Source organism: Streptomyces sp. NPDC005017 (assembly GCF_042873115.1).
Classification (GTDB): Bacteria; Actinomycetota; Actinomycetes; order Streptomycetales; family Streptomycetaceae; genus Streptomyces.
The window spans coordinates 24,133-47,168 of the sequence record NZ_JBIALD010000040.1; the positions used below are offsets into that span (position 1 = coordinate 24,133).

25 protein-coding genes and 3 pseudogenes are annotated in these 23,036 nt (G+C 68.3%); 16 read left to right on the forward strand and 12 right to left on the reverse strand.

Annotated features, from left to right (window positions below):
- Positions 1 to 59: 59 nt before the first annotated feature.
- Positions 60 to 1,742 (forward strand): SWIM zinc finger domain-containing protein, encoded by a 1,683-nt coding sequence (locus tag ACFYR0_RS35785; protein WP_389337886.1) that lies wholly within the window; start codon positions 60 to 62, stop codon positions 1,740 to 1,742.
- A 24-nt stretch (positions 1,743 to 1,766) separates the two neighbouring features.
- Here the strand turns inward: ACFYR0_RS35785 and ACFYR0_RS35790 are convergent, their stop codons facing one another.
- Entirely contained in the window at positions 1,767 to 2,180 is a 414-nt protein-coding gene (locus ACFYR0_RS35790; RefSeq protein ID WP_389337889.1) for a PIN domain nuclease, read from the reverse strand.
- Positions 2,177 to 2,434, reverse strand: a complete 258-nt coding sequence (locus ACFYR0_RS35795) for a type II toxin-antitoxin system VapB family antitoxin (protein ID WP_389337892.1) — start codon at positions 2,432 to 2,434, stop codon at positions 2,177 to 2,179. Before ACFYR0_RS35795 ends, ACFYR0_RS35790 begins: the two co-directional genes overlap by 4 nt.
- A gap of 66 nt (positions 2,435 to 2,500) precedes the next feature.
- Between ACFYR0_RS35795 and ACFYR0_RS35800 the strand changes: the two genes are divergently transcribed.
- The 3 genes from ACFYR0_RS35800 (at position 2,501) to ACFYR0_RS35810 (ending at position 4,513) form a co-directional block, all read left to right on the forward strand.
- Positions 2,501 to 2,665 carry a hypothetical protein gene (locus ACFYR0_RS35800; protein ID WP_389337895.1) on the forward strand — a complete coding sequence of 55 codons (165 nt, stop codon included), beginning with the start codon at positions 2,501 to 2,503 and terminating at the stop codon, positions 2,663 to 2,665.
- Positions 2,666 to 3,602: 937 nt separating this feature from the next.
- Positions 3,603 to 4,049 (forward strand): hypothetical protein, encoded by a 447-nt coding sequence (locus ACFYR0_RS35805; RefSeq protein ID WP_389337898.1) that lies wholly within the window; start codon positions 3,603 to 3,605, stop codon positions 4,047 to 4,049.
- Positions 4,046 to 4,513, forward strand: coding sequence for a helix-turn-helix domain-containing protein (locus ACFYR0_RS35810; RefSeq protein ID WP_386386994.1), 468 nt, complete (start codon positions 4,046 to 4,048; stop codon positions 4,511 to 4,513). Before ACFYR0_RS35805 ends, ACFYR0_RS35810 begins: the two co-directional genes overlap by 4 nt.
- 67 nt (positions 4,514 to 4,580) lie before the next feature.
- Here ACFYR0_RS35810 and ACFYR0_RS35815 read toward each other — a convergent pair whose 3' ends face one another.
- Entirely contained in the window at positions 4,581 to 4,880 is a 300-nt protein-coding gene (locus ACFYR0_RS35815) for a WhiB family transcriptional regulator (protein ID WP_389337901.1), read from the reverse strand.
- 691 nt (positions 4,881 to 5,571) lie between these two features.
- Between ACFYR0_RS35815 and ACFYR0_RS35820 the strand changes: the two genes are divergently transcribed.
- Together ACFYR0_RS35820 and ACFYR0_RS35825 are read left to right on the forward strand one after the other, a co-directional pair.
- Entirely contained in the window at positions 5,572 to 6,123 is a 552-nt protein-coding gene (locus ACFYR0_RS35820) for a MarR family transcriptional regulator (protein WP_389337904.1), read from the forward strand.
- Entirely contained in the window at positions 6,068 to 6,301 is a 234-nt protein-coding gene (locus tag ACFYR0_RS35825; protein WP_389337907.1) for a helix-turn-helix domain-containing protein, read from the forward strand. Before ACFYR0_RS35820 ends, ACFYR0_RS35825 begins: the two co-directional genes overlap by 56 nt.
- Positions 6,302 to 6,551: 250 nt before the next feature.
- Here the strand turns inward: ACFYR0_RS35825 and ACFYR0_RS35830 are convergent, their stop codons facing one another.
- Positions 6,552 to 7,340 (reverse strand): hypothetical protein, encoded by a 789-nt coding sequence (locus tag ACFYR0_RS35830; RefSeq protein WP_389337910.1) that lies wholly within the window; start codon positions 7,338 to 7,340, stop codon positions 6,552 to 6,554.
- A 167-nt stretch (positions 7,341 to 7,507) separates the two neighbouring features.
- Positions 7,508 to 8,313 (reverse strand): IS5 family transposase gene (locus ACFYR0_RS35835; RefSeq protein WP_389337913.1). Its coding sequence is split into 2 segments (ribosomal slippage): positions 7,508 to 7,968 and positions 7,968 to 8,313, totalling 807 coding nucleotides; the frame shifts between segments, so codons are not numbered across the junction.
- Positions 8,314 to 8,583: 270 nt separating this feature from the next.
- Between ACFYR0_RS35835 and ACFYR0_RS35840 the strand changes: the two genes are divergently transcribed.
- Together ACFYR0_RS35840 and ACFYR0_RS35845 are read left to right on the forward strand one after the other, a co-directional pair.
- The gene (locus ACFYR0_RS35840; RefSeq protein ID WP_389337916.1) at positions 8,584 to 9,162 is read left to right on the forward strand and encodes a hypothetical protein; all 579 of its coding nucleotides are present in this window, start codon (positions 8,584 to 8,586) and stop codon (positions 9,160 to 9,162) included.
- 146 nt (positions 9,163 to 9,308) lie between these two features.
- Positions 9,309 to 9,475, forward strand: a pseudogene (locus ACFYR0_RS35845) (IS5/IS1182 family transposase); the annotation flags it as partial.
- 201 nt (positions 9,476 to 9,676) lie between these two features.
- Here ACFYR0_RS35845 and ACFYR0_RS35850 read toward each other — a convergent pair.
- The gene (locus tag ACFYR0_RS35850; RefSeq protein WP_389337919.1) at positions 9,677 to 9,868 is read right to left on the reverse strand and encodes a hypothetical protein; all 192 of its coding nucleotides are present in this window, start codon (positions 9,866 to 9,868) and stop codon (positions 9,677 to 9,679) included.
- Positions 9,869 to 10,536: 668 nt separating this feature from the next.
- On the opposite strand from ACFYR0_RS35850, the gene ACFYR0_RS35855 reads away from it, so the two are divergent.
- From ACFYR0_RS35855 to ACFYR0_RS35865, 3 genes are all read left to right on the forward strand, one after another.
- The gene (locus tag ACFYR0_RS35855; protein ID WP_389337922.1) at positions 10,537 to 11,898 is read left to right on the forward strand and encodes a hypothetical protein; all 1,362 of its coding nucleotides are present in this window, start codon (positions 10,537 to 10,539) and stop codon (positions 11,896 to 11,898) included.
- A gap of 514 nt (positions 11,899 to 12,412) precedes the next feature.
- Positions 12,413 to 13,045: a hypothetical protein gene (locus ACFYR0_RS35860; protein WP_389337925.1), complete on the forward strand. Its 633-nt coding sequence runs from the start codon at positions 12,413 to 12,415 to the stop codon at positions 13,043 to 13,045.
- Positions 13,018 to 13,530, forward strand: coding sequence for a hypothetical protein (locus tag ACFYR0_RS35865; protein ID WP_389337928.1), 513 nt, complete (start codon positions 13,018 to 13,020; stop codon positions 13,528 to 13,530). The genes ACFYR0_RS35860 and ACFYR0_RS35865 overlap by 28 nt, the downstream gene beginning before the upstream one ends.
- 64 nt (positions 13,531 to 13,594) lie before the next feature.
- On the opposite strand, the gene ACFYR0_RS35870 is transcribed toward ACFYR0_RS35865, so the two are convergent.
- Positions 13,595 to 13,816: a hypothetical protein gene (locus ACFYR0_RS35870; protein WP_389337931.1), complete on the reverse strand. Its 222-nt coding sequence runs from the start codon at positions 13,814 to 13,816 to the stop codon at positions 13,595 to 13,597.
- A gap of 23 nt (positions 13,817 to 13,839) precedes the next feature.
- Positions 13,840 to 14,397 (reverse strand): hypothetical protein, encoded by a 558-nt coding sequence (locus ACFYR0_RS35875; protein ID WP_389337934.1) that lies wholly within the window; start codon positions 14,395 to 14,397, stop codon positions 13,840 to 13,842.
- Between the two features lie 438 nt (positions 14,398 to 14,835).
- Here ACFYR0_RS35875 and ACFYR0_RS35880 point away from each other — a divergent pair, with 438 nt between their 5' ends.
- Together ACFYR0_RS35880 and ACFYR0_RS35885 are read left to right on the forward strand one after the other, a co-directional pair.
- Complete coding sequence (locus ACFYR0_RS35880; protein ID WP_389337937.1) at positions 14,836 to 15,651, forward strand: sulfite exporter TauE/SafE family protein; 816 nt, start codon at positions 14,836 to 14,838, stop codon at positions 15,649 to 15,651.
- An 895-nt stretch (positions 15,652 to 16,546) separates the two neighbouring features.
- A complete protein-coding gene (locus tag ACFYR0_RS35885) occupies positions 16,547 to 18,268 on the forward strand; it encodes a lamin tail domain-containing protein (protein ID WP_389337940.1) in 1,722 nt (573 codons plus the stop codon).
- A gap of 102 nt (positions 18,269 to 18,370) precedes the next feature.
- Here ACFYR0_RS35885 and ACFYR0_RS35890 read toward each other — a convergent pair.
- Positions 18,371 to 18,659, reverse strand: a pseudogene (locus tag ACFYR0_RS35890) (Tn3 family transposase); the annotation flags it as partial.
- Here ACFYR0_RS35890 and ACFYR0_RS35895 point away from each other — a divergent pair.
- Positions 18,652 to 18,768: pseudogene (locus ACFYR0_RS35895) on the forward strand (Tn3 family transposase); the annotation flags it as partial. The pseudogenes ACFYR0_RS35890 and ACFYR0_RS35895 overlap by 8 nt on opposite strands.
- A 16-nt stretch (positions 18,769 to 18,784) precedes the next feature.
- On the opposite strand, the gene ACFYR0_RS35900 reads toward ACFYR0_RS35895, so the two are convergent.
- A complete protein-coding gene (locus ACFYR0_RS35900; protein WP_389337943.1) occupies positions 18,785 to 19,501 on the reverse strand; it encodes a cation transporter in 717 nt (238 codons plus the stop codon).
- 2 nt (positions 19,502 to 19,503) lie between these two features.
- Complete coding sequence (locus ACFYR0_RS35905) at positions 19,504 to 19,839, reverse strand: ArsR/SmtB family transcription factor (protein WP_389337946.1); 336 nt, start codon at positions 19,837 to 19,839, stop codon at positions 19,504 to 19,506.
- Positions 19,840 to 19,971: 132 nt separating this feature from the next.
- On the opposite strand from ACFYR0_RS35905, the gene ACFYR0_RS35910 reads away from it, so the two are divergent.
- Positions 19,972 to 20,637, forward strand: coding sequence for a hypothetical protein (locus ACFYR0_RS35910; protein WP_389337949.1), 666 nt, complete (start codon positions 19,972 to 19,974; stop codon positions 20,635 to 20,637).
- A gap of 90 nt (positions 20,638 to 20,727) precedes the next feature.
- Here the strand turns inward: ACFYR0_RS35910 and ACFYR0_RS35915 are convergent, their stop codons facing one another.
- The gene (locus ACFYR0_RS35915; RefSeq protein WP_389337952.1) at positions 20,728 to 21,951 is read right to left on the reverse strand and encodes an esterase/lipase family protein; all 1,224 of its coding nucleotides are present in this window, start codon (positions 21,949 to 21,951) and stop codon (positions 20,728 to 20,730) included.
- A 395-nt stretch (positions 21,952 to 22,346) separates the two neighbouring features.
- Here ACFYR0_RS35915 and ACFYR0_RS35920 point away from each other — a divergent pair, with 395 nt between their 5' ends.
- Entirely contained in the window at positions 22,347 to 22,553 is a 207-nt protein-coding gene (locus ACFYR0_RS35920; protein WP_389337955.1) for a hypothetical protein, read from the forward strand.
- The last annotated feature ends 483 nt before the right edge of the window (positions 22,554 to 23,036 follow it).

Consider the following 23,036-nt stretch of genomic DNA (forward strand, 5'->3'; position numbering starts at 1 on the left):
AGGGAGTCGAGAGTGGGTGGGCTCCCTCCGGAACCGCGATCCACGGTTGAATATCCGTTGTGACACGGAAACTTGCGGGGTTCGCCGAGGACGACCTACGGGCGCTGGCCGGCGATCGGTCCTTCACGCGGGGGCTGGGGTATCTGGACGCGGTGAGCGGCCTGGAGGTGGGGGAGGGCTCGGTCACCGCCGTCGTGCACGGCACTGATGCCTACGAAGTGGAACTCACCCTCGGCGACGGCGACGGCATCTCGGGCTGGTGCGACTGCCCGTACGGACAGGAAGGCAACTTCTGCAAGCACTGCGTGGCCGTAGGGCTGACCGTGCTGCGACGGGCCGAGGCGATCCCCCGTCAGCGGGCCGCGGCACGGGCACGGACCTCCGGCCTGGAGGCATGGCTCGCGGCCCTGTCACGTGACGAACTCCTGGCCCTGGTGCGGGAGCGGCTCGCCGAGGACCGGACACTGCGTCGGCGCCTGGAACTGCGCGCCGCCACCGCCCGCTCCGATCTCCACGCGGTCCGCGACCGGGTCCTCGCACTGATCGATCCGCGGCCGTTCGCCCGCTACGGGTACATCGAGTACGCGGACGCCCCCGGGTACGCGCAGCAGATCGCCGAGGCGGCGAGTGCCCTGAGCGCCCTGACCGCCGGCGGAGGGGCGGCGCAGGCGGTCGGCCTGGCCGAAGAGGCGCTGCGGGTGCTGGCGGAGGCGTACGAGGAGATGGACGACTCCGACGGCGTGGTCGGGGAGGCGGCCGCCGCGGTGGCCGAGGCCCATGTGAAGGCCTGCAAGGTCGCACGTCCCGATCCGCATCGGCTCGCCGAGTGGCTGGTCGGCCACATGCTCGGCGACGACAGCGGCGTGCCGGACCTGGACCCGCTCGACTACGCCGAAGTGCTGGGACCGGCCGGACTGTCCCGCATGCGTCAACTGGCGGCCGAGGCGAAGCGGCGCAGGCCGTCCGGCTGGGCGGAGCGGTACCTGATGGAATGCCTGGTCAAGGCGGCGGGTGACGTCGACGAGCTCGTCGAGCTGTACGCGCAGGACCTCCACCCGTCCGGCGCCACGCATCTGCGGATCGCCGAGGAACTGGAATCGGCCGGCCGCGCCGACGAAGCGCTCGCCTGGGCGGAGCGCGGACTGCGGGACTGCGCCGCCGAGGCACACATCGACGGCCGCCTGGTCGACCATGTGTGCGTCCACTACGCGAGGGCGGGACGGACGGCCGATGTGGTCGCACTGCGACGGGACCGGTTCCACGTCGAACAGTCCCTTGCCGCCTACCGGCAGCTGCGTTCCGCCGCCCAGGCGGCGCACTGCTGGGAGGCCGAACGCGTGGCGGCGCTGGCCGCCTTGAAGGCGGACGCTCGTCGTGAGCGCGGCAGCCGGTACGGCGGAACCCTACTGATCGACGCGCTGCTCGACGACGGCGACCTGGACGCCGCCTGGAAGGAGGCAGCCGGCCGCGCCCACGACGGGCAATGGGAGCAGCTCGCCGATCTGTCGCGCGAGACGCGTCCGGCTGAAGCCCTGACCGTCTACCTCCGGCTGGCCGAGAGCGCGAAGGAGCCGACCGGGGACCGCGCCTACGAGCGCCTGGCGAGGCTGCTGCTGGGTGCGCGTGACTGCCATCGCGCGCTGGGGACCGAGGCGGTGTTCACCGAGTATCTCGTCGGCCTGCGGACGGAACTGAAGCGCAGGCGGAAACTGATGACCGTCCTCGAGAGGCACGGCCTGTGAAGGCTCGACGGGTCTCCCGGCCGATCAGTCCCCGAGGTCGATCATCCGCACCGGCTGCCCGGTCGCACGGGCGATCGTCTCGAAGTCACGGTCGTGGTGCAGCAGCGTCAGCCCCGCCTCCTCCGCGGCAGCGGCGACGAGCAGGTCGACGGGACCGGCACTGCGATGCTCGCCCTTGGCGGTGAGCATCTCCTGGACGACGCGTGCGCGCCGGAAGACGCCCTCGGGCATGGGGCACCAGGTGTAGTGGGCGTTCAACGCCTGCTTCACGCGCTCCCGGTCCGCCGCCGAGCGTGCCGAGTAGAGGACTTCGAGTTCGGTGATGTCGCACAGGGCGACGAGCCCCGCCCCGATCCGATCGTCCCACTCGGCCGTCGTCCGCCCGAGAAGGACGCGGGCGAGGGCGGAGGTGTCGATCAGGTAGTCGGCGACGGTCACGCATCCGCCTCCGCGTCCCGGACACCGTCCCGCCCGCCGACAGGCCGGTACGTGCTCTTGTCGAGAAGAAGGTCGACATCCAACGCGCCTTCGGCGACCAGCTCCCGGGCCTCCCCGAGCGCCCGCAGCCGCCGATAACGGGCGGTGACCTCCCGCAGGGCGGTATTGATGGTGTCCCGCTTGGTGGTGGTCCCGAGCTCCTTGGCGGCGGCCTCCAGAGCCTCATCGTCAAGATCGATCACGGTGCGACTCATGACCCCTCCTTGTATATACACACTCGTATATCAATATACATGATCGAGTATGTATCTGCGGGGTGCATGCTGCCAGCCGCAGACGTCCGCCCCTCCAAGCCCGCTCCGCGCAGGGCCCGCCCTGCGGCCGACCGCCACTACGCCCGTCAGCGCCACCCCTGCCCACATGGACCCGGTTCCTCGGCCGACTTCCTCGCCCCCTACGTCGTCATCGACGGCACGGCCGCGTAGGAACTGACGTGTCGTTCCGGCGAGGAACGGGGTGTTGCGCGGGACAGCCACAACCAGCGCGCGCCACGACTGCCGGACTCGCGCGTTGCGCAGGAAGCCGGCCAGAACGAAAACTCGGCATGCAGGGGCGTGTCGGGCATGTCCCTGGACGGAATCGATCTATTCACCCACGTGCATGCATCTCGCCGCCCGCGACCACGTTCTATGCACCCAGAATGCATGCATCGGCCGCGTTTTCGCAGGTCAGCGCGTTGCGTCTATCTGTTCTTTAGGCGTGCGCCCGCAGATCCCTCCTCCGCCCCCCTCCCCACCACTCCGTACAGCCGAGCAACCGCCCACGAGCGCGAGCGGGACAGGACTACCTGCGAGCGTCCCTGGCCCACGACCGCTCCCGACAACCTCCTGCCCGCGACCTCGGCCACCGAAAGTCAGCCACGACGATGCGGCTGGCCTCAAGACCAGGCACGCGTGTGTACGGCGACCCCCCGCCGGGCACAGCCACGCCTTCGCGTTGATGAGGCAAGAGGAACCACCGACTGCCTCAGCGTGCTGAAGAACCTGGTCGAGAGCCGATGACCAGAGGGCGCCATGCCCGGGTAGGGCCTACCACTGCCTCAGCACTCTTCTTACAGATAGGCGCAAGCCTGTGAACTGCGAAAACGCGGCCGATCTATTCCATAGGAGGCATAGATCTCGACTGCAGGAGGGGAGTTGTATTCCGACTAGCGGCATAGATCGTGTCCGTCAAGGAGGAGTCGGCGTCACTCGAATAGATCCCCGCAAAAGTTGTGTCTCCTGGTAATTTTTGACGGTCGGAACGATCAAAGGCGCAGGTCACGTGCCTACACCTGCAAGGCGCCCGGCCTCGTCGGCGGTAGCCCCACAGCGCCTTGCCCCTGTCCCGTCCGCGGCCCCGTCGGACGACGTGCTTCGCAGCATGGTCGAAGCGCTCGACAAGGTCGCCGCCAACGGCGGGACCATCACAGCTGACGCGCCGAAGCAGAAGTACCAGTTCTTCAGTGGCAACCACACCAATGTGGATCAGGTGATCCAGGCCAACCTGTGGCGATTCGGGCTGACCGGCATGGCTCGCAACCTGCTGGACCACATGAGCACCGAGCACGACGAGGACGGGCAGGTCGGCGCGACGCAGGCGCAGCTCGCTGCGTACTTCGGCTGCTCGCAGCCGAGGGTGAGCAAGGCTCTCGGGGAGTTGTCCAAGCACCACTTCGCCTGGAAAATCCGGAGGGGAGTGGTCCAGGTGAACCCGACCTACACCTACCGGTGGGGCAGCGGAAAGCATCGATCCCTGACGATCAAGATCGGGGCGGAGACGCTTCGAGAACACGCGATCGTGATCCCGGAGGCAGGGAGGCCGTCATGAGCATCGCACTCGTCCGTAACCCCGACATGTTCGAGAGGCTGCCTGACGCGGGCCTGGGCAGGACAGCTCGTGAGGTGTTCGACATCCTCCAAGCCCGCCAGGAGCCGGGCGGTCTCGTCCGCATCACCCAGAAGGAGATCGCCGGTCGTCTCGGTATCGGTGTGCCATCGGTGTCGCGCGCCATAGGGGATCTCAAGGACCGTGGCCTGGTCCACCCGCGCACTGTTCACGGCAAGGTGCAGATTCACCCGCTGTTCGCCGCCTACGAGTCGGCAACGCACATGGTGAACCATCTCAAGGACCCGAGCACACACCTGTGGCCACTGAACTTCCCTGGCAGGGCGATGCCACTGCCTTCCGGCTCAGACCCCCGCTCGGGCACCTCGTTCGACCCGGACCCCGATGGCGGTGAGTCAGCTCCACTGCCAGAGACTCCACCAAGCCGCCTCCGCCTGGCCGGCTGACGCGGCGGCCTCGGTGTGCCGGAGACGTACGGTCCGGCTTCAGCCACGCTAAAGCCGGCTGAAGACATCACCCAGCCTGTGACGCTCGATTGCGCGGAGTCGGCTCGGCCCCGGCCCGCCGAATGGCACGCCGCTGAGAAGCAGTGGTGGCACCCCAGATGCCGTCGTCCTCGCCGTGCTCGATCGCCCAGGTGCGACACGAGAGAATCACCGGACACCGGCGGCACACCGCACGAGCCTGAGAGGCCGACGCCTCCGCAGCGGAGGAGTCGCTCAACGGAAAGAACAGCTCCGGATCCTCTCCCACGCACGCGGCCCTGCCACGCCAGTCGAGATCGGCCGGTGATGTAGGGGATGAACGGTCCATCACACACCTCTGCTGAGCCCGACTGAAACAGCCAGGGCGGCCACATCGGCACACAGGTGCCAATGGCCCGGCAGAGGTTCGCGCCATTTTATAGCCCTTTACATGGAAATCACCACGCCCTTCCCCGCACGACCGCCCCTGACCCAAGATCGCTCCCGACAACCTCCCGCCCGCGACCTCAGCCACCGAAAGTCAGCCACGGCGATGCGGTCAGCCTCAAGACCAGGCGCGCGTGTGTACGGCGACCCCCCACCGGGCACAGCCACGTTTTCCAGTTGCTGCGACATCAGCGAGCAGCGCACGGTGCGCCGACGGACGGAGTGTCCCGGTGGGAGTACTGGAGGGGCACCGAACGGTGCACACGTGCCTGGTTCCTGGACCGTATATAGAGGACGCGCCCCCCGCAGGGCTTTGACCTGCGAAAACGCTGGAATCAACGGCATCCTACGATGCCTATATCGGCATCCTAGGATGCCGATACATGGCGCCTATGGTCATGTCGTCTGGCGTCACCGAACGAACCTGCGGGTTCGCCCAGTTACCAGACACGACATGTCGCCTAAGGTAACGTTGAGATCATCGGGAAGCTCGAAACGAACGCCCAGGTCAGGGGTTGCAGGTGCCAGAGCGCAGCGGTAGAAGGCGCGGCCGAGAGCTGGTCAGCACGGCAACAGGTGAGGTCCACGAACTGGTGGATCACGACGACGAAGATGATCGCCGGTCATACAGCTTTGGCGGCCGCCACGGTCAGTTCAGCTTCCCGAGGGTCCTGGCCATGCTCGCAGCGGAGTCCGGTATCACCGGTGATCAGTTCAGGCTGTTCTGGTACTGCGCGATCATGACGTACGAGAAGGGTGGCGCCACCGCCGGGGAAGCCGCCAAGTTCCTGGGCCTTACTCCGCAGGCCACGCGAAGGCTTGCGAAGGAGCTACTCAAGCACAAGATCTTCCTCGTGGAAGAGGTCATCGGCCGGACGATCAAGTACAAGGCCACCCCACACATCGTCTCCAGCCTGTCCGGTAGGGAACAATCGGAACTGGCTGCCAACTACAACCTGCCGACCGTGCCGGGGCGCTCCGACACTGCACCGAAGGGTCCGAAGAATGCCTCGCCAAAGCCCGTACCCGGAGCTCGACGCTCTGCAGTGCAGAACAAGCGGCCTGCCGCACCTGAAGCAGAACTTGGTGATGACGTACGCGATCCTGGGCGGGTTCGACCACACCGTCGAGCGAACGGCGGCTGAGCTGGCCGAGCGTATAGGAGTTCCACGGTCGCACTTCTCCCGCGCCCGCAAGGAACTCGAAGAGGAAGGCTGGCTGGAGTACGTCTACAGCGAGGGCCAGGTGCCGTTCTTCCGCCTCGGAGAGAAGGCCACCGGCCGCGATGTCGTCGTGCAACTGCACAGCAGGCCTACGGCCTGACCCACAGCGAGCGGTGCCACGGCGCGGAGGCCGCGCCGGGCGTGGCTGCGCCGGGGGATCGTCTCAGGCTCGGGCATGAGCGTGCCGATGTGGCCCCCTTTCGGGGCCGGACGATCGGGGCTTTGCCGGGACGGCCGCCGGGGCGGCGGTCTCCTCCTGGGCGGATAGGGAGCCCCGCTGGAGACTGTTTCCCGATGCGTAGGAGATCGCTTCCCGTTTCTCGTCCGGCGCTTCGTTATGTGCTGCGGTGTTATTCGCGTAGTGCCTCGACGGCGGCCCGGGGGAACCGTCCGAGTGGTCCGGGTGACAACCCTCGGCGTTCGGCGGTCACCTCGAACTTGCCGACCGGCCATCCCAGCAGTGTCGCGGCTTCCTGGGGCGTCAGACTTGCCTCGGTCCAGGCGTGGCGCTCGCGGACGACGGCGGCGATGTGTTCCTCGGGGAGCTTGTCGAGGGACTCCAGGGAATACATGGGGTGTCCCTTGAACTCCCCGACGGGGTGCAGCAGTCCCTGGGCGGCGAGGGTGTGGACATCGACGCGTTCGACGTCCCTCTTGGTGCGCTCGGCGAGATATTCTGCCGCTTTGATCGAGCCGTGGCCCGGATGGTCTCCGACAGCTGCTCGGATCTCTTCGATGCGCTCCGGCAGGGTATGGGCGGAGGTCTCGGTCCAGCGCTTGCCGTCGACATCTGGTGGCGGGATCACGCCCAGTTGCACGCCGCGGGGAACCTGCCAGTTCTCCAGCCCCAGCCACTTGGCCAACTGGACGGGGCCGAAGACTCGCCCCTTGTCGGCCCTGCGGCTGCCGGCGCCCGTCCTGGCGTCTTGAGAAGAGGGTGCTGACACGTCGCCGCTGAGGGCAGCGGCTATGTCTTCGAGGCGGTCGGGCAATGTCTTGGCCAGCGTGAGCGACCATCGTTCCTCGTCGATGTCGGGAGGCGGTATGAGTCCGCGGGCCTGGGCCCGGCGAAACTGCCGCGGTTCCAGTCCCAGCCAGCGGGCCAACTGATGCGGACCGAAGTCCCGTTCACTCGCCATATTCCCCCCTGGTGAGGTCATCGCTCACTCCTGCGCGCAGCTCCGGCAAAGCCCGCAGGCCGGCCAACGATCACCCTATGCGTCAGGCGCTGCGGGCGGGAATGGAATGACCGTCGCGCGGGATCTTGTCGGATCCGATCGTGGGACTCCAGGCTTTAGAAGTCATCTCATTTGGTGAGTCGGCGGTAGCAGATGGGGGTGCAGGCGATGGCGGCGAAGGCGAGGAAGTGTTCGGCTTTGCGTTCGTAGCGGCGGTGGAGCCTGCGGCAGCCGGCGAGCCAGGCGACGGACCGCTCCACGACCCGGCGGTGACGGCCCAGATGGGTGGAGGACTCGACGCCACGTCGGGCCAGGCGGTGCGCGATGCCCCGGCTGCGGAGCCATTGCCGCAGGTGGCGGTAGTCGTAGCCCTTGTCGCCGTGCAACTTGCCGGGCCTGCGTCGGCGCGGACCACGGCGCGAGCGGATTGGCGGGATGCCCCGCACGAGCGGCTCCAGGCCCTGGCTGTCATGCATGTTCGCCCCCGAGATGCCCACCGGCAGGGGCAGTCCGGTCGGCTCGGTGATCAAGTGGACCTTCGACCCGTACTTGCCCCGGTCGACAGGATTCGGACCCGTCAGGTCCCCCTTTTCAGGGCCCGCATGTTCACCGAGTCGATCACGCAGCGGGACCAGTCCAGCTCGCCGCGGGAGCCGAGCTCGTCCAGGACCAGGCGATGGAGCTTCGCCCACACCCGGGCCTTCGACCACTCGGCGAACCGCCGGTGAGCCGTGGCTCCCGACGGTCCGAACGAGGCGGACGGCAGCTGCTGCCACGTGCAGCCCGATGTGGCCACGAACACGATCGCGGCCAGCACTTCCCGGTCACCGTGCCGACGTCGGCCGCCACCCTGCGGACGGGTCGGCGCCTCCGGCACCACCCGCTGGAACAACTCCCACAACTCGTCCGGCACAAGCCGCTCAACGATCCCCACACCGGAAGCTTATCGAACACTCCAAATGAGATGACCTCTTAGAGGGCGCTGGAAGTTTCCCGACGTCGTGCTCTCGCAGAGGTCATGCCGAGGGTCTGGGTCTGTCCGGCGGGCGGATGAGGAAGCAATCCGGTGGCCACCTCCTCCGCGACGTCCCAAAGGGCTGTCGGCTTTTGCAGTCAGGGGTTCCGGAAGCCTTGCGTTTGGGTTAATGATCAACAGCTAGGGGTGGAGGGAGTGGTCGGCCCGTGCTGGAGTGGGGGAGCTGGTATGTCGGTCCAAACGGTGCCTACACGGCCAACGTTCGGCACGTACGTGGTCATGGCGGTGTGTACTGGTGTCGCGGCTGTCCTGCTAGGGACGCTGTACCTGATCTACCGGGACATGGCGATCACTGGAGGCTGCGGATCGCGGTACGGCGTCACATGTTCCGGGAAGCAGTCCGCGCACATCTTCGCGGGGCTCGTGGTGATGCCTGCCTCCGTGGCCTGCGTCATGTTCTTGAACTGGGTTGTCTTCCGCCCGTACCGCCGGGGGCATGAGGCATATCGCCTCATCAGCCCGCTTCTTCTGGCGGCGGGTGCCGTGGAGTTGTTCGTAGCGGATGTTCCCCTGGGCAGTGCGGCCACGCTTCTCGGCGCCATCGGGGTTCTCCTGGCCTTCCGTAAGCCGGTCGGTGTGCGGGGAATGGTGTGGGGGCTGAGCCAGGACCGCGTCGTAGCGCTGACGACCGACCCCGAGGCGGAACCGTTGTCCACGGGCCAGAACGTACTCTTCCTGTGCGCCAACGCCATCGGGACGACGCTGGGACTGTTGGGAGCCGATCGGCTGATCTCGTTGCTGGGATGAGTGGAGCCGACCGGTCCACGGTCCGACGACCACGCCATTTCCTACGCGTGCAAACGCTGGTTCAGGGAGCAGGTGGCCGATCCCACTGAACCGCTGCGGTACCGCGTTTGAGCAGGGAGAACCTGAAGCGGTGGAATGATTCCGACGTGGCTGCTGTGATCACGGCGTCGAAGCCGTCCTGGATAGGTCCGTTCACCGGGTTGAGCTTGCGTCAGTTCGGCAAGCAGATCACCGCGCTGCGGCGGAGGGGACGTACCCGGTTCGCAGGGGTCGGCCGTGGAGCCTGCCGTTGGAGGATCGTGTGCTGCTGGTCGGGGAAGTTGCCGAGGGCCGCAGGCGCCTCGGCCGGACCCCTTGACCACGGGCGAATCCCCTTGCCACGGCGGGGCCGGCCTCTTGTCCTGAGCGCCGCCGCGGCCCTGCTGGGGGCAAGTTGCAGGGCAAGTTGTGCGGCCAGTTGCAGGGCAAGCCGGCCGTGTGCGGTGCGCTGGCTGCCAGGTGGTCCGCGAGCGGGTCACGCGCGGACGACCTGGGCGACGCCGACGATGATCGCGGTGAAGACGCCGAGGGCGACCAGGGCCAGGGTGATCGGCTCGAGCAGGACCGGGCGGCGGTAGGCGATGTAGCCGAGGCCTCCGGCCAGGGCGAGGACGACGACGGTGACGAGCAGCGCGACGACGACGGCGAGTACGGCGAGAACGGACACAGGGTCCCCCCTTGGGATTCGGGCACGAGGCGGGCCTGCGTGCTGTGGTGGACGGCGCAGCGTCGGTGGTGCTGAAGGCCTGATGCGGTACTGATCCCGCAGGCCCGTGACGAGGTGGGGGCAGATTGCTGGACGGGGGAGTTAGGCCCGCAAGGGGGGCTTGACCGGCGCGGTTGCGGCTGGAGTGACGACACGGTCATGTAGCCGGTGATGTCCCAGGCCCTCCAGAACGTCCCTGGTGCGTCGAACGCGGCCTGGCCGGGCGGCCCGTGGTTCACGGGGGCGGGCAAGTCGTATACGGCCGGGGTGATTTGCAGTGTTCCGGCGTGGGACGGGGCGGGTGCGGACATGCTGGTACTCCTCCTGCACGCAGCGGGTGATCCGGCCGGCCGGAGGCGGTGCTCCTTGGGCGGCTTCGCATTCACCTTGGAGGAGGGAGGAATTGTCGCGCTAGTGGAGAAAACCGCAGGTCAGCCCGGAAAGAAAGAAACAATTCCAGGGCGGGCCGCGGCGGGGGGTGTGCTGTGTCCGACTCGGCGAACGGCGCGGGGGACGAGCCGGGAAGAGGGCTGCCGGCCAAGAAGAGTGGTCCCGGTCCGGGGCGGCCACGCGGCCCGTTGCACGGGCCGCCGTCGCGGCGAGAGCTCGCGAGACTGCTGCGCGAACAGTTGTTTGATCCGCTGAAAACGGCGGGGTGGCCGTTGCAGCGGATCAGCGATCATCTGCGCGAGTCGAAGGTGGACGGCGCCCGCCTTGCGACGCTGAGCCGGATCTCCAGCGGTGAGCGGCTCCCCTCAACGAAGGTTCTTCACGCGCTGCTGGATCTGGTCGGCCAGGTGGCGGGCCGGCCGGTGCCGGGCGAGGCGCGGCAGCAGCTGCTGGCACTGCGGTTACAGGAGCTGGCGGTCGTTGATCCGAAGAGCTACGAGATAGAGATCCTCAGGCAGACGACCGTCCAGTTGGATCGGAGATGCGAGGGCCAGATCGACCGGCACAGCGACGGTGCCATGCCCGCCGAAGCGGACGACGGCGGCGCGGAGGCGACGGACGATGGTGAGTCGAGGCTGCCGTATCCGGTGCTGGCCCTGCGCGCGGACACCGTTGCGCATGTCGAGGACGTCGCCGCCGCCGGCGTGCCGCTGCCGGCGGGGCTGATGGAACCCGAACCCGACAGCAGGTCGACCGTGATGGGCGTGCTGTACGAGATCCACGACGTCCTGGGCCACATCTCACGGGCCCTGGACCGGGCGCTCGCCGAAGCGGACACAGAACCCGATGACGTCCCGCCCCCAGCCCCGAGCCCGATGCCGAGTGCGCCGTACGCACTCGACCCACTCGACCCCACCCCTGCCGAGAGAGACGGTTGCGTGGTTCCCGCCATGACCGTGGTGCTGGTCGTGGCGCTGCTCGTCCTGGGCTCCGTCTACATGGTGCCGTTTGTGAAGAAGCAGTGGGAGGCGGCGGAAGCCCGGGAATCCCCATCGGCCACCGTCACGGCCACGGCCACGGCCACCTCGACAGGCGGCTCCGGAGGCACAGGAGGAGGAAGCGGCGGAGCCCCCGGACCGACACCCACACCTGAGATCACCAAAGATCGCGATCCCTCCCCGAGGCAGTCGACCAAGAAGCCGCCCACCGAGACCCAGAGCAGCGACCCCACCATCACCATCACCGATCCGCCGGAGGAAGAGAGACCGGTGCTGGGCGGGCGGGGCATGAACGCCGAACCCCGGCTCGACAGCGCCGACTGCTCCCAGCCGGTCGTGTTCACGTTCTTCGCCGCCGCGCAGCGCCCGGGAACCATCGACTTCGCCTGGCACGCGGACGAACAGCTCATCGCCCGCGGGGTGCAGGACCGTACAGGAACGATGACCTTCACCACCACCAACGAGCAGCAGGACCAGTTCAGCGTTCAGCTGACCGGAACCCAGCCTGGAGAACGTGTCCAGGGCAGCATGACCGTGGAAGTGACCTCACCCGAGGCGGACCAGGGCACCACCAGCGCCTACATCGACATCACCTGCATCTGACAGGTGTGAAACAAGCCCGCTCCGGGCCGTGGGTGACGGGCGGCCGGAGCAGGGGGCAATGCTGCGTGCGTGAGCAGTGTGTAGCGGTGTGTGGCGAGAGCTGTCCGTGTGGCGTACGGCGGATGACGGGGCAGTGGTTCACGGTCTGGAGGACGCCGCCGACGACGGCGGCGAAGACACCGAGTGCGGTGAGGGCGATGCCGGTCGGCTGGCGCAGGCCGGGGCAGCGGTGGCCGATGCCGTCGGCGCGATCGGCAAGTGCATCTGCCGGTGGTCGTCTTGGTCTCGGTGCTCTCGTGCCATGACCTGAGCAGTTATTTAGTTCAACGAGAAATTGATTGGAGTCGATATTCCGCCACCCCTGGACTATGGAATGGCGGATTCTTTCTCGGTCTCAAATGCTTCCTCAAATTCCCCTCAGGGGTTCTGGTATTCGCTTGGTTCGGAGGATGCGGTGTACGTAGTTTCGTGGTCATCGATCGCCACGGGGGCGGTTCACCTGAAAGGGTGTCACATGGGCATCGGCACACGGCACGTCTCGACCAGCGCTGCCACTGCGCTGCTTCTCCTTTTCCCAACCCTGGGGACTGCGGCAATCGCCGCTGAGGCGCCCGTGGAGGACCCGGCCGCGCCAGAGAGCCAGACGGCGGAGTTAAACGATCTGGATTGGGAGGACGGGATCGAGTATCCGGTGGACGACCGGGAGGTGCGACGGTGTGATGGGCCGTCGACCTGGATCAAGATCACGTCGAAGAAGTCATACCACGTTCCCTCATGGTGGAACGGCACGAAGTACAAGGACGGCCCCGGCGGCACAATGACCGTCGAGGTCACCAAGAGCGGCACCATCAGCGGCGAGATCACTCTGGGTGCCGAGGCGGAGTTCAAAGCAGTCGTCGCCAAGGCGAAGGTCAGCGTCAGTGGAAAGATCGCGGCGAGCGTGGGGGTCACTGTCGGCCATCGCTACACCCACGACGTTCACCGCAACAAGTACGGGCACCTGCAGTACGGTGCATGGGGCTACAAGGTGGCCTGGGAGAAGTACCGGTCCAGTGGAAATGGATGTGACGATGTAAAGATCGGCAGCGGCAAAGCAACCCTGCCCACGACCGAGACCGGATGGCGATTCTGGGAGACTTCCTCATGACCTTATCCGTATTCAGGTCCGGCTTCATGGCCTGTGTCGTCGCCGCTTCCGCGTTCCTCCTTGTCTCATGCACCTCCGACAAGGACACGGCTGGTTCCTCTTCGTCATCCACCGCCACCACCGAGGCGCCGAGCGTCCCCGCCCCCACTGCGCTGGAGGAAAAGCTCACCGAACAGGTCGAGGCAGCCGTTGAAAGTGTCCACGAGGGAACGATGGTGGAGTCCGGCGTGGAACGCGTCAGCGAGGGCATCCACACGGAGCCCGTACTGGGCAAGGGGGCTACCTACCGCCTCAATCTGGCCTGTGCTGGGAAGGGAAGCGCCCAGCTGCTGTTCACCCCCGCAAGCGCAGGTGAGAAGGCCACTGTGCCGTGTGACGGATCCGTCGTGCAGCAGCGCGTCACCACGGATAAGCCGGTGCGTATCGATGTCAATGGCGATGTGGGAGCGACCGGCATGATCGCTTGGCAGATCGACAAGATCTGAGCCGGGCGGCCGCTCAGACGGCGGACGACTGGGCGGGGCTGACGCCGCGCCAGCGCCGGGCCCGTCAGGTCGCCCGCATGATCGTGGCGGCCGGGGGAGTGCGGGCGCGGTCGATGTCGTCGCGCTGATGGACGTCGAGGGCGCGCTCGGCGTCAGTCGGACCACGGCCGGGGAGTTGCGCCAGGAGGCGGCGGAGCTGCTGGCGGGCGGGTACGACCTGGCGTCGGCGTACGTGCCCCGTACCGGGGGCTGATCCCTGCGCGTTGTACGCGAGTGTGGGCGGCACCCGACCTGGGGTACCGCCCGCAGTCATGTGCAGCCGCTGGTGCGGTGACGCGTGGTCAGCCGCGGCGGGACCACCAGCGCCGCCGCTCGCCGGGCTGCTCCTGGTCGCGGTGTTCGTCGGCATCCTGCGACGCGGCCGGGTCCGACCGGGGCTGGTGCGGGGACGGCCGGACCGGCGCCGACGGGGTGGGCGGGCTGGGGGATGGCCGGCCGCTCGGGCGCGGGCGTGAGCGCCTTCAGCGCCTTCTGGAGGTCGGCGATGTGCTCGGCGCGCTCGTCCAGGCGCTCGCGCAGGTTGCGGGCCTCGTTCTCGGCGAGCTGGGTGCGCAGTTCGGCGACCTCGCCGGGCCCGGCGGCCGGGGCGGGGGCCTCGTCCTGGGCGGGTTCAAGGTCCGGCGGTGCCGGGGCGTTGAGCCGGAAGCCGGCCGCGAGCAGGTCCTCGACCGGGATCAGGTACCCGTCCTTGCCGTCCTCGACCGTGCCGGGCAGGGCGCCGACCTCGCGGCGGCGCCGGATCGTCGTGCGGCTCACGCCGCAGGCGGCGGCCTGGCTCTGGGACAGCATGGGTCGAGAGGTGCTCATGGCCCCGTATCCTCCCCCGACCACGCCGTGCCGCACATCCTGTCCGGCACACAGGGTCGCTGCGTGTCCACCGCTCTGACCTGCTGTGGTCGGGCCTGTGGTCGGGGGCAGGGTGCCCGTGGTCGGGGCTGGGCAAGCCTTCCTCGGGCCGCCGACTTCGGGACTTCCGGAGTTCGGGAGTTACAGACTTCGGGAGTCCCGGACTCCCCAAGTGCCGGTCCTGGGACCCAAGCCGCGGCCTGTGGCGAGTTGCTTCCTCGGTGGGCTCCATCGTTGTGTGGACAGTGGGCTGCACCGTTGCACCGAGAGTTGCACCACTCCCTCGGCTGCGGGTCTGCCTGGTCGGGCCGGTGCCGGAGGTTGGGACGAATTTGGAGCGGATATCCGGTGTCTTTCTGCCGTGGCGGGCCGGTGCGCCGGTCAGGGAGGATGCCGGGCATGGTCTCTGACCAGAGCGTTGTTGCTCTGCGGCCGGCGCATTCGATGCCCGTGGTGGCCGGTGCCGGGGCGGCGATCGGTGTTCTGGGCGGGATGATCGGGCTGGGCGGCGCTGAGTTCCGGCTGCCTTTGCTGATCGGCCTGTTCGGGTTCGCCGCGCTGTCGGCGGTCATCCTGAACAAGGCCATGAGTCTGGTCGTGGTCCTGGTCGCCCTCCCGGCCCGTCTGGCCGGGGTCCCGGCCGCAGAGGTGGCCGCGCGCTGGCCGGTCGCGGTGAATCTGCTGGCCGGCAGTCTGCTCGGTGCGTGGGCGGGGGCGAGCTGGGCGGTGCGGATGCGCAGCACGACCCTGTACAGGGTGCTGGCGGCGTTGATGGTGCTCATGGCGGCCGCCCTGATCGTCACCCACGCCACCACCCTGGACACGCTCGCGCTGCCGCTGTGGGCCCAGGTCCCCTGCGGCGTCGTGGCCGGGTTCGGCATCGGTGTGGTCGCCGCGATCATGGGCGTGGCGGGCGGGGAGCTGCTGATCCCGACGATCGTGCTGCTGTTCGGGGAGGACATCAAGACCGCCGGGAGCCTGTCCCTGCTGGTCTCCCTGCCGACCATGCTGGTCGCCTTCGCCCGCTACAGCCGCGACGGCAGCTTCGCCGTCCTCGGCGCGAACCTCCGCTTCACCGCGCTCATGGCCGCGGGCTCCGTTGCCGGCACGGTGCTCGGGGGGCTGCTCCTGGGCGTGTTCCCGGACCTGGTGCTCATTCCCGCGCTGGCCGTGATCCTTCTCGTCTCCGCGGTCAAGCTCGCCCGTCACGACTGATGCCGCCGCAACGACGGGGAGACCGGTCCCGGCTGCTGCCGGGACCCGTGGATAGGACCACGGGTCCCGGCTCCGGCGGCAACATCTCCTGAACCATCTCCTGAAGCGGCTCCTGATCCAGTTCCTGATGCATTTCCTGATCGAGCCTCCGGGCCGTCCTCGCAATGCCGCAGGTGACCATGAGGGTTCGGGTGTGGTCGGGGTCGGACATCCCCCTCAGAGCACCCCACGACCGCCTCGCCTGGAAGAAGGAAGGGAGGGCGGGCGGGACGTGGGGAGCGCTTCGGGGGATCGGCCGGCGTTTTCCTGTGCCGCGCTCGGCGGGGCCTCGCGCACCGGGCACGCCGTGCCCGGATGTCGCGGTAGAGGTTGCGCAGCCCTCCAGCGCGTTCCCGCGTCCTTGCAGGTCAACCCCTAGAAATTGGTGGGCTGCCGGCCGGACGGGCCGGGAAGAGAATAGGGGCACCGTGGGGTGCATGAAGGTCCGCCTGCTGGCCCGGGCATCGGTCAGGCTCGACGGCTGGGGAGTGCGGGCGGATTCACTCCATCGGAGCCGCCGGGTCCACGCTAGTGGTCCTTGCCCGACCCAACGGCGCCCGTCCTCCTTCCGCCCTGCGGATGCGACGTGGGTCAAGCCGTGGCCGGGCGCGGAGCGGGGCGGCTGTGGGCCTCGGGGATGCGGCTCGGCAGATTGGGCCTGTGCGAGGTATGGCGCGGCGCCCGGTACCCGGTGCACACTGCGCAACGCGCGTAGAAGTGACATGCGGCGGAAACCTTCCGGTCTCCCGCGTGCAACCCGGCCCGCCTAGAACTGCCCTGCCGCCATGGCGTGTCCCCCACACACCCGGTGCGGTGCTCCGCGAACCGTCCCCAACCGCTCGCGAAAGGCACCCTCATGTCACCTCGTCACATACCTGCCAGACGTCCCCGCCGCACCGCCGTGCTCGGCGCCGCCTTCCTGGCCGCCGCCCTGACGCTGGCAACGCTCACCACCGCCCCCGCGGCGAGTGCCGCCGCCTCGGTTCCGTCGCAGGGATCGCCCACACAGCTCGACGTAGGCAACTGGAACGTCGAGTGGCTCGGTGCACCGGACTTCGGCCCGACCGACGAGGCGCTCCAGCAGCAGAACGTCCGCGACGTCATGGCGGGCGCCGACATGGACGTGTGGGGCCTCTCCGAGGTCGTCAGCAGATCGGCGTTCGACACACTCGTGGCCGGCATGCCCGGGTACACCGGGGTCGTGGCCAACGACCCGGTCGTGACGAACGGTGCGCAGTACTACTCGGACTTCGGCGACACCGAGCAGAAGGTCGCCCTCGTCTGGCGCTCCAGCATGGCCACCCTGGTGAGCGCGAAGGTCATCCTGACCGGCCAGAACAGCAACTTCGCCGGGCGCCCGCCGGTGGAGTTCACGCTGCGCGGCACGTTCGACGGTGTCACCCGCGACCTCGTCTTCATCGTCCTGCACGCGAAGGCCGGGTCCACCCAGGACGCGTGGAACCTGCGCAACCCCGCGTCGCAGGCCCTCAAGTCCTACCTCGACACGACCTACCCCACACAGAACGTCTTCGTCGTCGGTGACTGGAACGACGACGTCGACACCTCCATCACACCCCAGAAGGCTTCGCCCTACGCCAACTTCGTGAACGACCCGGCGCGCTACACGTTCCCGACGCGGGCCCTGTCACTGGCGGGCGTGGCGTCGACGACGGGCTACCCGGACTTCATCGACCACCAGCTCACCACCAACGAGGTGCAGGCGAAGTACGTCGCCGGCTCGGCGACCGCCTTCCAGCCCCAGGCCTACGTCCCGAACTACGCGACGACGACGAGCGACCACTACCCGGTCCTGGCCCGCTACAACTTCACCATCGGCGGTGGCGGCGCGAACCAGCAGCCCACGGCGTCGTACACGCACTCCTGCACCTCTCTCAACTGCACCTTCACCGACGCCAGCACCGACCCTGACGGCAGCGTCGTGAGCCGTGGCTGGGACTTCGGCAACGGCCAGACCTCGACGGCGACGAACCCGAACGTGACCTACGCGTCGGCCGGAACCTACCCGGTCTCGCTGACCGTGACGGACAACGGCGGGGCCACCCACACCACGACCCAGAACGTCACCGTCACCACCGGCGGTGGCGGCGGACCCGCCGACATCATCATCAACGAGGTGCTGGCCAACGAACCGGGCAGCAGCACAGACGGCGAGGCCATCGAGATCGTGAACACCGGCGGCACGGCGATCAGCATCGCCGGCTGGACCGTCCGGGACGCCTCGGCAGTGCGGCACACGTTCGCGGCCGGTACGACACTGCAGCCCGGCAAGGCGATCACCGTGTTCGGCGCGGGCTCCGCGATCCCCGGCGGCATCGCGGCGGTGGCGGCCGGCACCGGCGGCCTCAACCTGTCCAACAGTGGTGACCAGGTCATCCTGCGGGATTCGGCCGGAGCGACGGTCCAGTCGATGAGCTACACCTCGAGCCAGGCGAACTCCGACGGGGTGTCCGTCAACCGAAGCCCCGACGGCTCGGCGACCGGCGGCTGGGTCAAGCACAACACCATCAGCTCGCTGTCCCGCTCGCCCGGCCAGCGCGCCGACGGAACGGTGTACTGAGCCCCGATCCACCGGCTCAGCGAGCCCGGCCTGGGGGAGGCGCGGTGCGACTCTCCCCGGGCCGGGCTCTGTCACTCGCTGTCGCTGGCCTGCCTGTCGCGCAAGGGGGCTCAGTCCGCCGGGAAAGTCGGGGAGCTGGGAGGAATACGGGCCGAGGAAGTTGATGTGCCGGTTCTTGAGCGGTGACAGGCGGGCGACGTCCTCGTCGCGGACTTCGAAGCCGTCGGCGCGCAGCTGGGTGAAGGCGGCCTCCATGTAGCGGGTGCTGAACAGCACGATCGCGTTCGGCCAGGGAGTGGCGCCCTTCCTGCAGGTTGGCCTGGGCCTTGATCTGGCGGCGGTAGGCGGGCTCGTCGGCCAGGCGCAGGTTGGGCAGGGACTTGGAGTCCCGCCACCGGCTCACCCGCGCGATCTGCCGCGGCGGCCGGGGCCAGATTCGCCAGGCATACCGAGAAGGCCAGGAGGACCAGCTCGCCGCCCTCGGTCTGGTCCTCAACGCCTCGCGGGGTGGTGAGGTCAGCAGCAGTCGCAGCCGGGGCTGCAGCCGCACGCGTCCGCCTCGGCGCCGGCGGACGGCACGCTTGCGGCCGTGGGCGCGCAGCAGCCCTTGCCCTGCCAGGCGTCGCGGCCCTCCTTGACCGCGATGGCCGCGATGACGAGCGCGGCGATCGGGTCGGCCCAGGACCAGCCGAGCGTGGCGTTGAGCACCAGGCCCACCAAGAGGACGGCGGACAGGTACGTGCACAGGAGGGTCTGCTTGGAGTCGGCGACCGCGCTGGCGGAGCCGAGCTCGCGGCCGGCCTTGCGCTGGGCGGCCGACAGGAACGGCATCACGGCCAGAGATAGCGAGGCGATCACGATGCCGGGGATGGACCGCTCGGCCTCGCCGGTGCCGGTCAGGGCGCGGACGGCGTCGAAAGTGACGTACGCGGCGAGCGCGAAGAAGGACACCGCGATGATCCGCAGGGTGCGCTGTTCGCGGGCCTCGCGCACGGCGTGCTCGCGGGCGGAGAACTGCCATGCCACAGCCGCGGCGGAGGACACTTCGATGACCGAGTCCAGGCCGAAGCCGATCAGGGCCGTGGAGGAGGCGATTGTGCCGGCGGTGATGGCGACGATCGCCTCGATGACGTTGTAGGTGATGGTCACGGCGACCAGCAGGCGTATGCGTTTGGCGAGTGCATCGCGCCGGGCCGGGGAGGGGCCGAGGGATATGGATATCTCCGCGGTCATGGTCAGCAGCACCCCTTCTCGCCGGCGTCGACGCAGGTCCGGTCGGTCTCCACGGCCACCACGGCGGTGCGCAGGTCGTCCAGCGCGTGGCCGAGGCGGTCGTCGGCGAGTTCGTAGCGGGTGCGGCGGCCGTCGGGGACGGTGACGACTAGGCCGCAGTCGCGCAGGCAGGCGAGGTGGTTCGAGAGCCGGGTACGGGAGACGCCGAGGGCGTCGGCGAGGTCGGCGGGGTAGGCGGGGGCGTCGCGCAGGGCGAGCAGGATGCGGCAGCGGATCGGGTCGGCGAGCGCGCGGCCGAACCGGGCCAGCACCTCGATGTCGGAGGCAACAGTCAGCACACCAACGACAATACAAGGCTTCCTGAATTCAGGGAATTCTGTATTGTTTCCATTGGGGTGCGGCTGACCGACGGGGCGGCCGGCGGTGACGTGCGAGGCCGGCTACCGACTCTCGACCAGCAGCGGCAGGTCATGGGCGAAGTCGTCACGGTCCTGGACAAGATGGGGATCTTCGAGGACGACAGCGAACCCTCCTCCGAACGCTGGCTCGCCGAGAGGCTGGAGGGTCTCGCGCCCGGCATCCGCTCGGAGGCCGAGCGCTGGACCCGCGTCCTGCGCGACGGCGGCCCCCGCAGCCTCCCGCGACGGGAAGGCACGGTCTGGCTGTACCTCAACCGGGTCCGCCCGGCCCTGCTGAAATGGTCGAACCCCTACGACCAACTGCGGGAGGTGACCCGCGACGACGTCCTCGCCTACATCAAGACACTCCACGGCCACCAGCGCCACGACCAACTCGTCGCTCTGCGCTCGCTGTTCACCTGGGCCAAGCGGAACGGACTGATCTTCCGCAACCCCACCAGCCGGATCAGGGCCGGGCAATACGAGCACGCCGTGCTGCAACCGCTGGTCCCAGAGCAGGTCGACCGCTCCGTCGCGGCGGCCACCACCCCGGCGACGCGGCTCATCCTTGCCTTCGCGGCGGTCCACGCCGCCCGGGTCGCTCAGATCGGTGTCCAGCCAGCATCCAGGGCGGGTGTCGCCTATTCGCGTCCGATGCAATTGGCGTCGGTAGGAACATCGGTACAGCGGTTATCGGTGAGATTGATCATGAACGGCAGAGGACCCCGGCGAGAGTGATCACCGGGGTCCTCTGCCGTTGCGGACGCCGCCTCACCCCGTCGATGTGGGGGAGGGGCGGCGTCCGTTGTTCCGGGTGCGGGCCAGAGGTCAGCCTGGGAGCCGTTCCAGCAGCCAGGTGCACAGCTCCTCGGTGGGAAGCGTGTGCGGGGTCGTCGTGGACGAGCACAGGTACTCGTCCAGGCCGCTCTGGGACGGGTCCAGGCCGTCGACCCTCGCGTACAGGTCCTCCTGCCGGGCGAAGTCCGAGATGTCGACCGCGCTGACCGACGGGACGAAGCACACCTTCTTGTGCCGCAGGTCCGCCTCGCCGCCGGCCTCGATCATCGAGTTGGCGAGGATCTCGTACGTCGCGAGCGTGCCGCCCGGTGCGCCGTCCAGCTCGGGGAAGCCGTTGGTCGTGATGGTCTGCTCGGTCTCCGGGAACTTCCGGTAGAGGTAGGCGACCGTCACGTCGTCACCCTGCGCCTGGGTGTAGAAGGTGGTGCCGGGGTAGCGGACGTCGAGTCGCAGCGCGACCTCGCCGGGCCCGACGTCGGGCAGCCCGATGCCGTCGCCGCGGCCGTTGGCGACGGCGAACTTGCGCGGGATCCGCGGCCACTGGCCGACCCGCTCCAGCTCGTTCAGCAACGCGGTGCGCTCGGGGGCCACCCCGATCTTCCTGGTCGCCTCGTCGTAGTGCTGCCACAGCATCTGCCGCGCGGCCGGGCTGTTCATCTGCTGCCGGAAGGGGTGGGGTTTGAAGTTCACGGGCGGGAGCAGGTACGCGAACGCCTGCACGCCGACAGGGATGCTCGCGCCGCGGTGCGGGGTGTCGAACGAGAAGTACGCGCCCGTCTGGTGCTCGTCCTCGTGGAAGTCGGTCTCCATCCGGGCGAGGGTGTAGCGGGTGATCAGCCCGCCCATGCTGAAGCCGCCGACGATCAGCCGCTCGGAGCCCTCGCGCAGCTGGATGGCCTTGCGGATGGTGGCCTCGGCCACCTTGGAGTTCTCCAGGATGGACGCGGTGCGGTCGTCGAAGCCGAGCAGGATCACGTCCCGGCCGCTTCGGCGGAGTTCGGTGAGGAAGGGATAGTCCTCGCCGTCCAGGAACTGGTAGAGCTTGGCGAGATCGCTCTTGCCGGGGTTGAAGCCGTCGGCGATGATCACCGGCCGGGTGAGACGGCGGTCGTCGCCAGCGTGGAAGACCCAGGCGAAACCCTTGCCGATGTCGTCCCACACCTCGTGCCCGGGGACGTCGATCGGATAGCTGGGGGCATCGAGCGGGTCGCCGATCATGATCGGGCCGACCTCGGGCTCGGTTCTCTCGGACATGGCTGTGTCTCCTCGCGGGAGGGGTGGGGGGAACGATCACATCATGGGGGATGAAATGCCCTCACAGCCCGTTTGACCTGCGAAGTTCATTACAAATGCTGCAATGCCCTGCAGGAAGGGTTAAGCCCGGAGGCATCGGGTGCCACTGCTCGGTCGACGAAGAACCTGAAAGACGACGTTGGTCTGCTCTATACGCGCGCTAGAGGAGGGTGGACCGGTCCCCGTTGGGTCCGCCATGGTGTTGGGGCGTGGGTCGTGAGGGCTCCATGCGGCGGGACGAAGGCATGAGCGGCCGGGAGGCGGTCGCAGGCCACGGGCCCGCGCGGGCCTTGATGAAGTAGAGACCGGTACTGCGTGATCGCGTCTTCTACGGCCTCAACTACCTGTACCGGAACATGAGCCAGCTCGGCTTCGAAAAACCGGACCCCAAGGCCCGCCTCCGGTTGGCCGAGCGCAAGGCGGCCCTGCTCGACCGGATTGCCATCGAGGAGGGCCGCGCCCTCTCTGCCCAGCTCAGGGCCGAGATCGAGGGCCCCTTGCGACCCCACCCCCCGAACGACGAGCTCGACCTGCCCAAGCTCCCCTGTTCCGTGGGTGCGTGATCGGCCGTCATCTGGGATGGTGGTGCGCTCTGTCTCATATTTGATTCGGTCCGTATCCCGACGCACGCGAATTGTGGTTATGAGCCTGCATTCTGTGGCGTTTTGATGTGGGGTCAGTCGGGTTTTCCAGGGGTGGATTTGAGGTGTTGCGAGATTGGGGTCTGGCAGAGCGATGTGGTTGAGTAGATGCCCAGAATCCATCCAGACCTCAGTTTTGACGCACAGCTCAGCGGCAACGAAAGTGGAGTCGTACAAGTGGCAGGGCCGACCGCTCACGGCATTGGTCTCAAACCATCCGATCCCGGGGGGAGCCGCCCCCACCTCACGGCCAGCGACTGACGCGCGCGGAGCGTGCGTCAGTTCCCGTACTGGACTGCGGAGCAGGCCGGTACGGCTTGATCCGGCGTCAGCCGGATCGCCGGATCACGGAGTGGTCCGGCAGGCGGGACGGAGTCCCGGCGCATCCGGCGCGGAGCGCCGGAT

Bases quoted from the DNA above. Each gene is read 5' to 3' on its own strand.
- ACFYR0_RS35795 (WP_389337892.1), bottom strand. From the start codon at position 2,434: ATGAGTCGCACCGTGATCGATCTTGACGATGAGGCTCTGGAGGCCGCC.
- ACFYR0_RS35800 (WP_389337895.1), top strand. From the start codon at position 2,501: ATGCTGCCAGCCGCAGACGTCCGCCCCTCCAAGCCCGCTCCGCGCAGG.
- ACFYR0_RS35805 (WP_389337898.1), top strand. From the start codon at position 3,603: ATGGTCGAAGCGCTCGACAAGGTCGCCGCCAACGGCGGGACCATCACA.
- ACFYR0_RS35810 (WP_386386994.1), top strand. From the start codon at position 4,046: ATGAGCATCGCACTCGTCCGTAACCCCGACATGTTCGAGAGGCTGCCT.
- ACFYR0_RS35815 (WP_389337901.1), bottom strand. From the start codon at position 4,880: ATGGACCGTTCATCCCCTACATCACCGGCCGATCTCGACTGGCGTGGC.
- ACFYR0_RS35825 (WP_389337907.1), top strand. From the start codon at position 6,068: ATGACGTACGCGATCCTGGGCGGGTTCGACCACACCGTCGAGCGAACG.
- ACFYR0_RS35830 (WP_389337910.1), bottom strand. From the start codon at position 7,340: ATGGCGAGTGAACGGGACTTCGGTCCGCATCAGTTGGCCCGCTGGCTG.
- ACFYR0_RS35840 (WP_389337916.1), top strand. From the start codon at position 8,584: ATGTCGGTCCAAACGGTGCCTACACGGCCAACGTTCGGCACGTACGTG.
- ACFYR0_RS35860 (WP_389337925.1), top strand. From the start codon at position 12,413: ATGGGCATCGGCACACGGCACGTCTCGACCAGCGCTGCCACTGCGCTG.
- ACFYR0_RS35865 (WP_389337928.1), top strand. From the start codon at position 13,018: ATGGCGATTCTGGGAGACTTCCTCATGACCTTATCCGTATTCAGGTCC.
- ACFYR0_RS35875 (WP_389337934.1), bottom strand. From the start codon at position 14,397: ATGAGCACCTCTCGACCCATGCTGTCCCAGAGCCAGGCCGCCGCCTGC.
- ACFYR0_RS35880 (WP_389337937.1), top strand. From the start codon at position 14,836: ATGGTCTCTGACCAGAGCGTTGTTGCTCTGCGGCCGGCGCATTCGATG.
- ACFYR0_RS35885 (WP_389337940.1), top strand. From the start codon at position 16,547: ATGTCACCTCGTCACATACCTGCCAGACGTCCCCGCCGCACCGCCGTG.
- ACFYR0_RS35900 (WP_389337943.1), bottom strand. From the start codon at position 19,501: ATGACCGCGGAGATATCCATATCCCTCGGCCCCTCCCCGGCCCGGCGC.
- ACFYR0_RS35910 (WP_389337949.1), top strand. From the start codon at position 19,972: ATGGGCGAAGTCGTCACGGTCCTGGACAAGATGGGGATCTTCGAGGAC.
- ACFYR0_RS35915 (WP_389337952.1), bottom strand. From the start codon at position 21,951: ATGTCCGAGAGAACCGAGCCCGAGGTCGGCCCGATCATGATCGGCGAC.
- ACFYR0_RS35920 (WP_389337955.1), top strand. From the start codon at position 22,347: ATGAGCCAGCTCGGCTTCGAAAAACCGGACCCCAAGGCCCGCCTCCGG.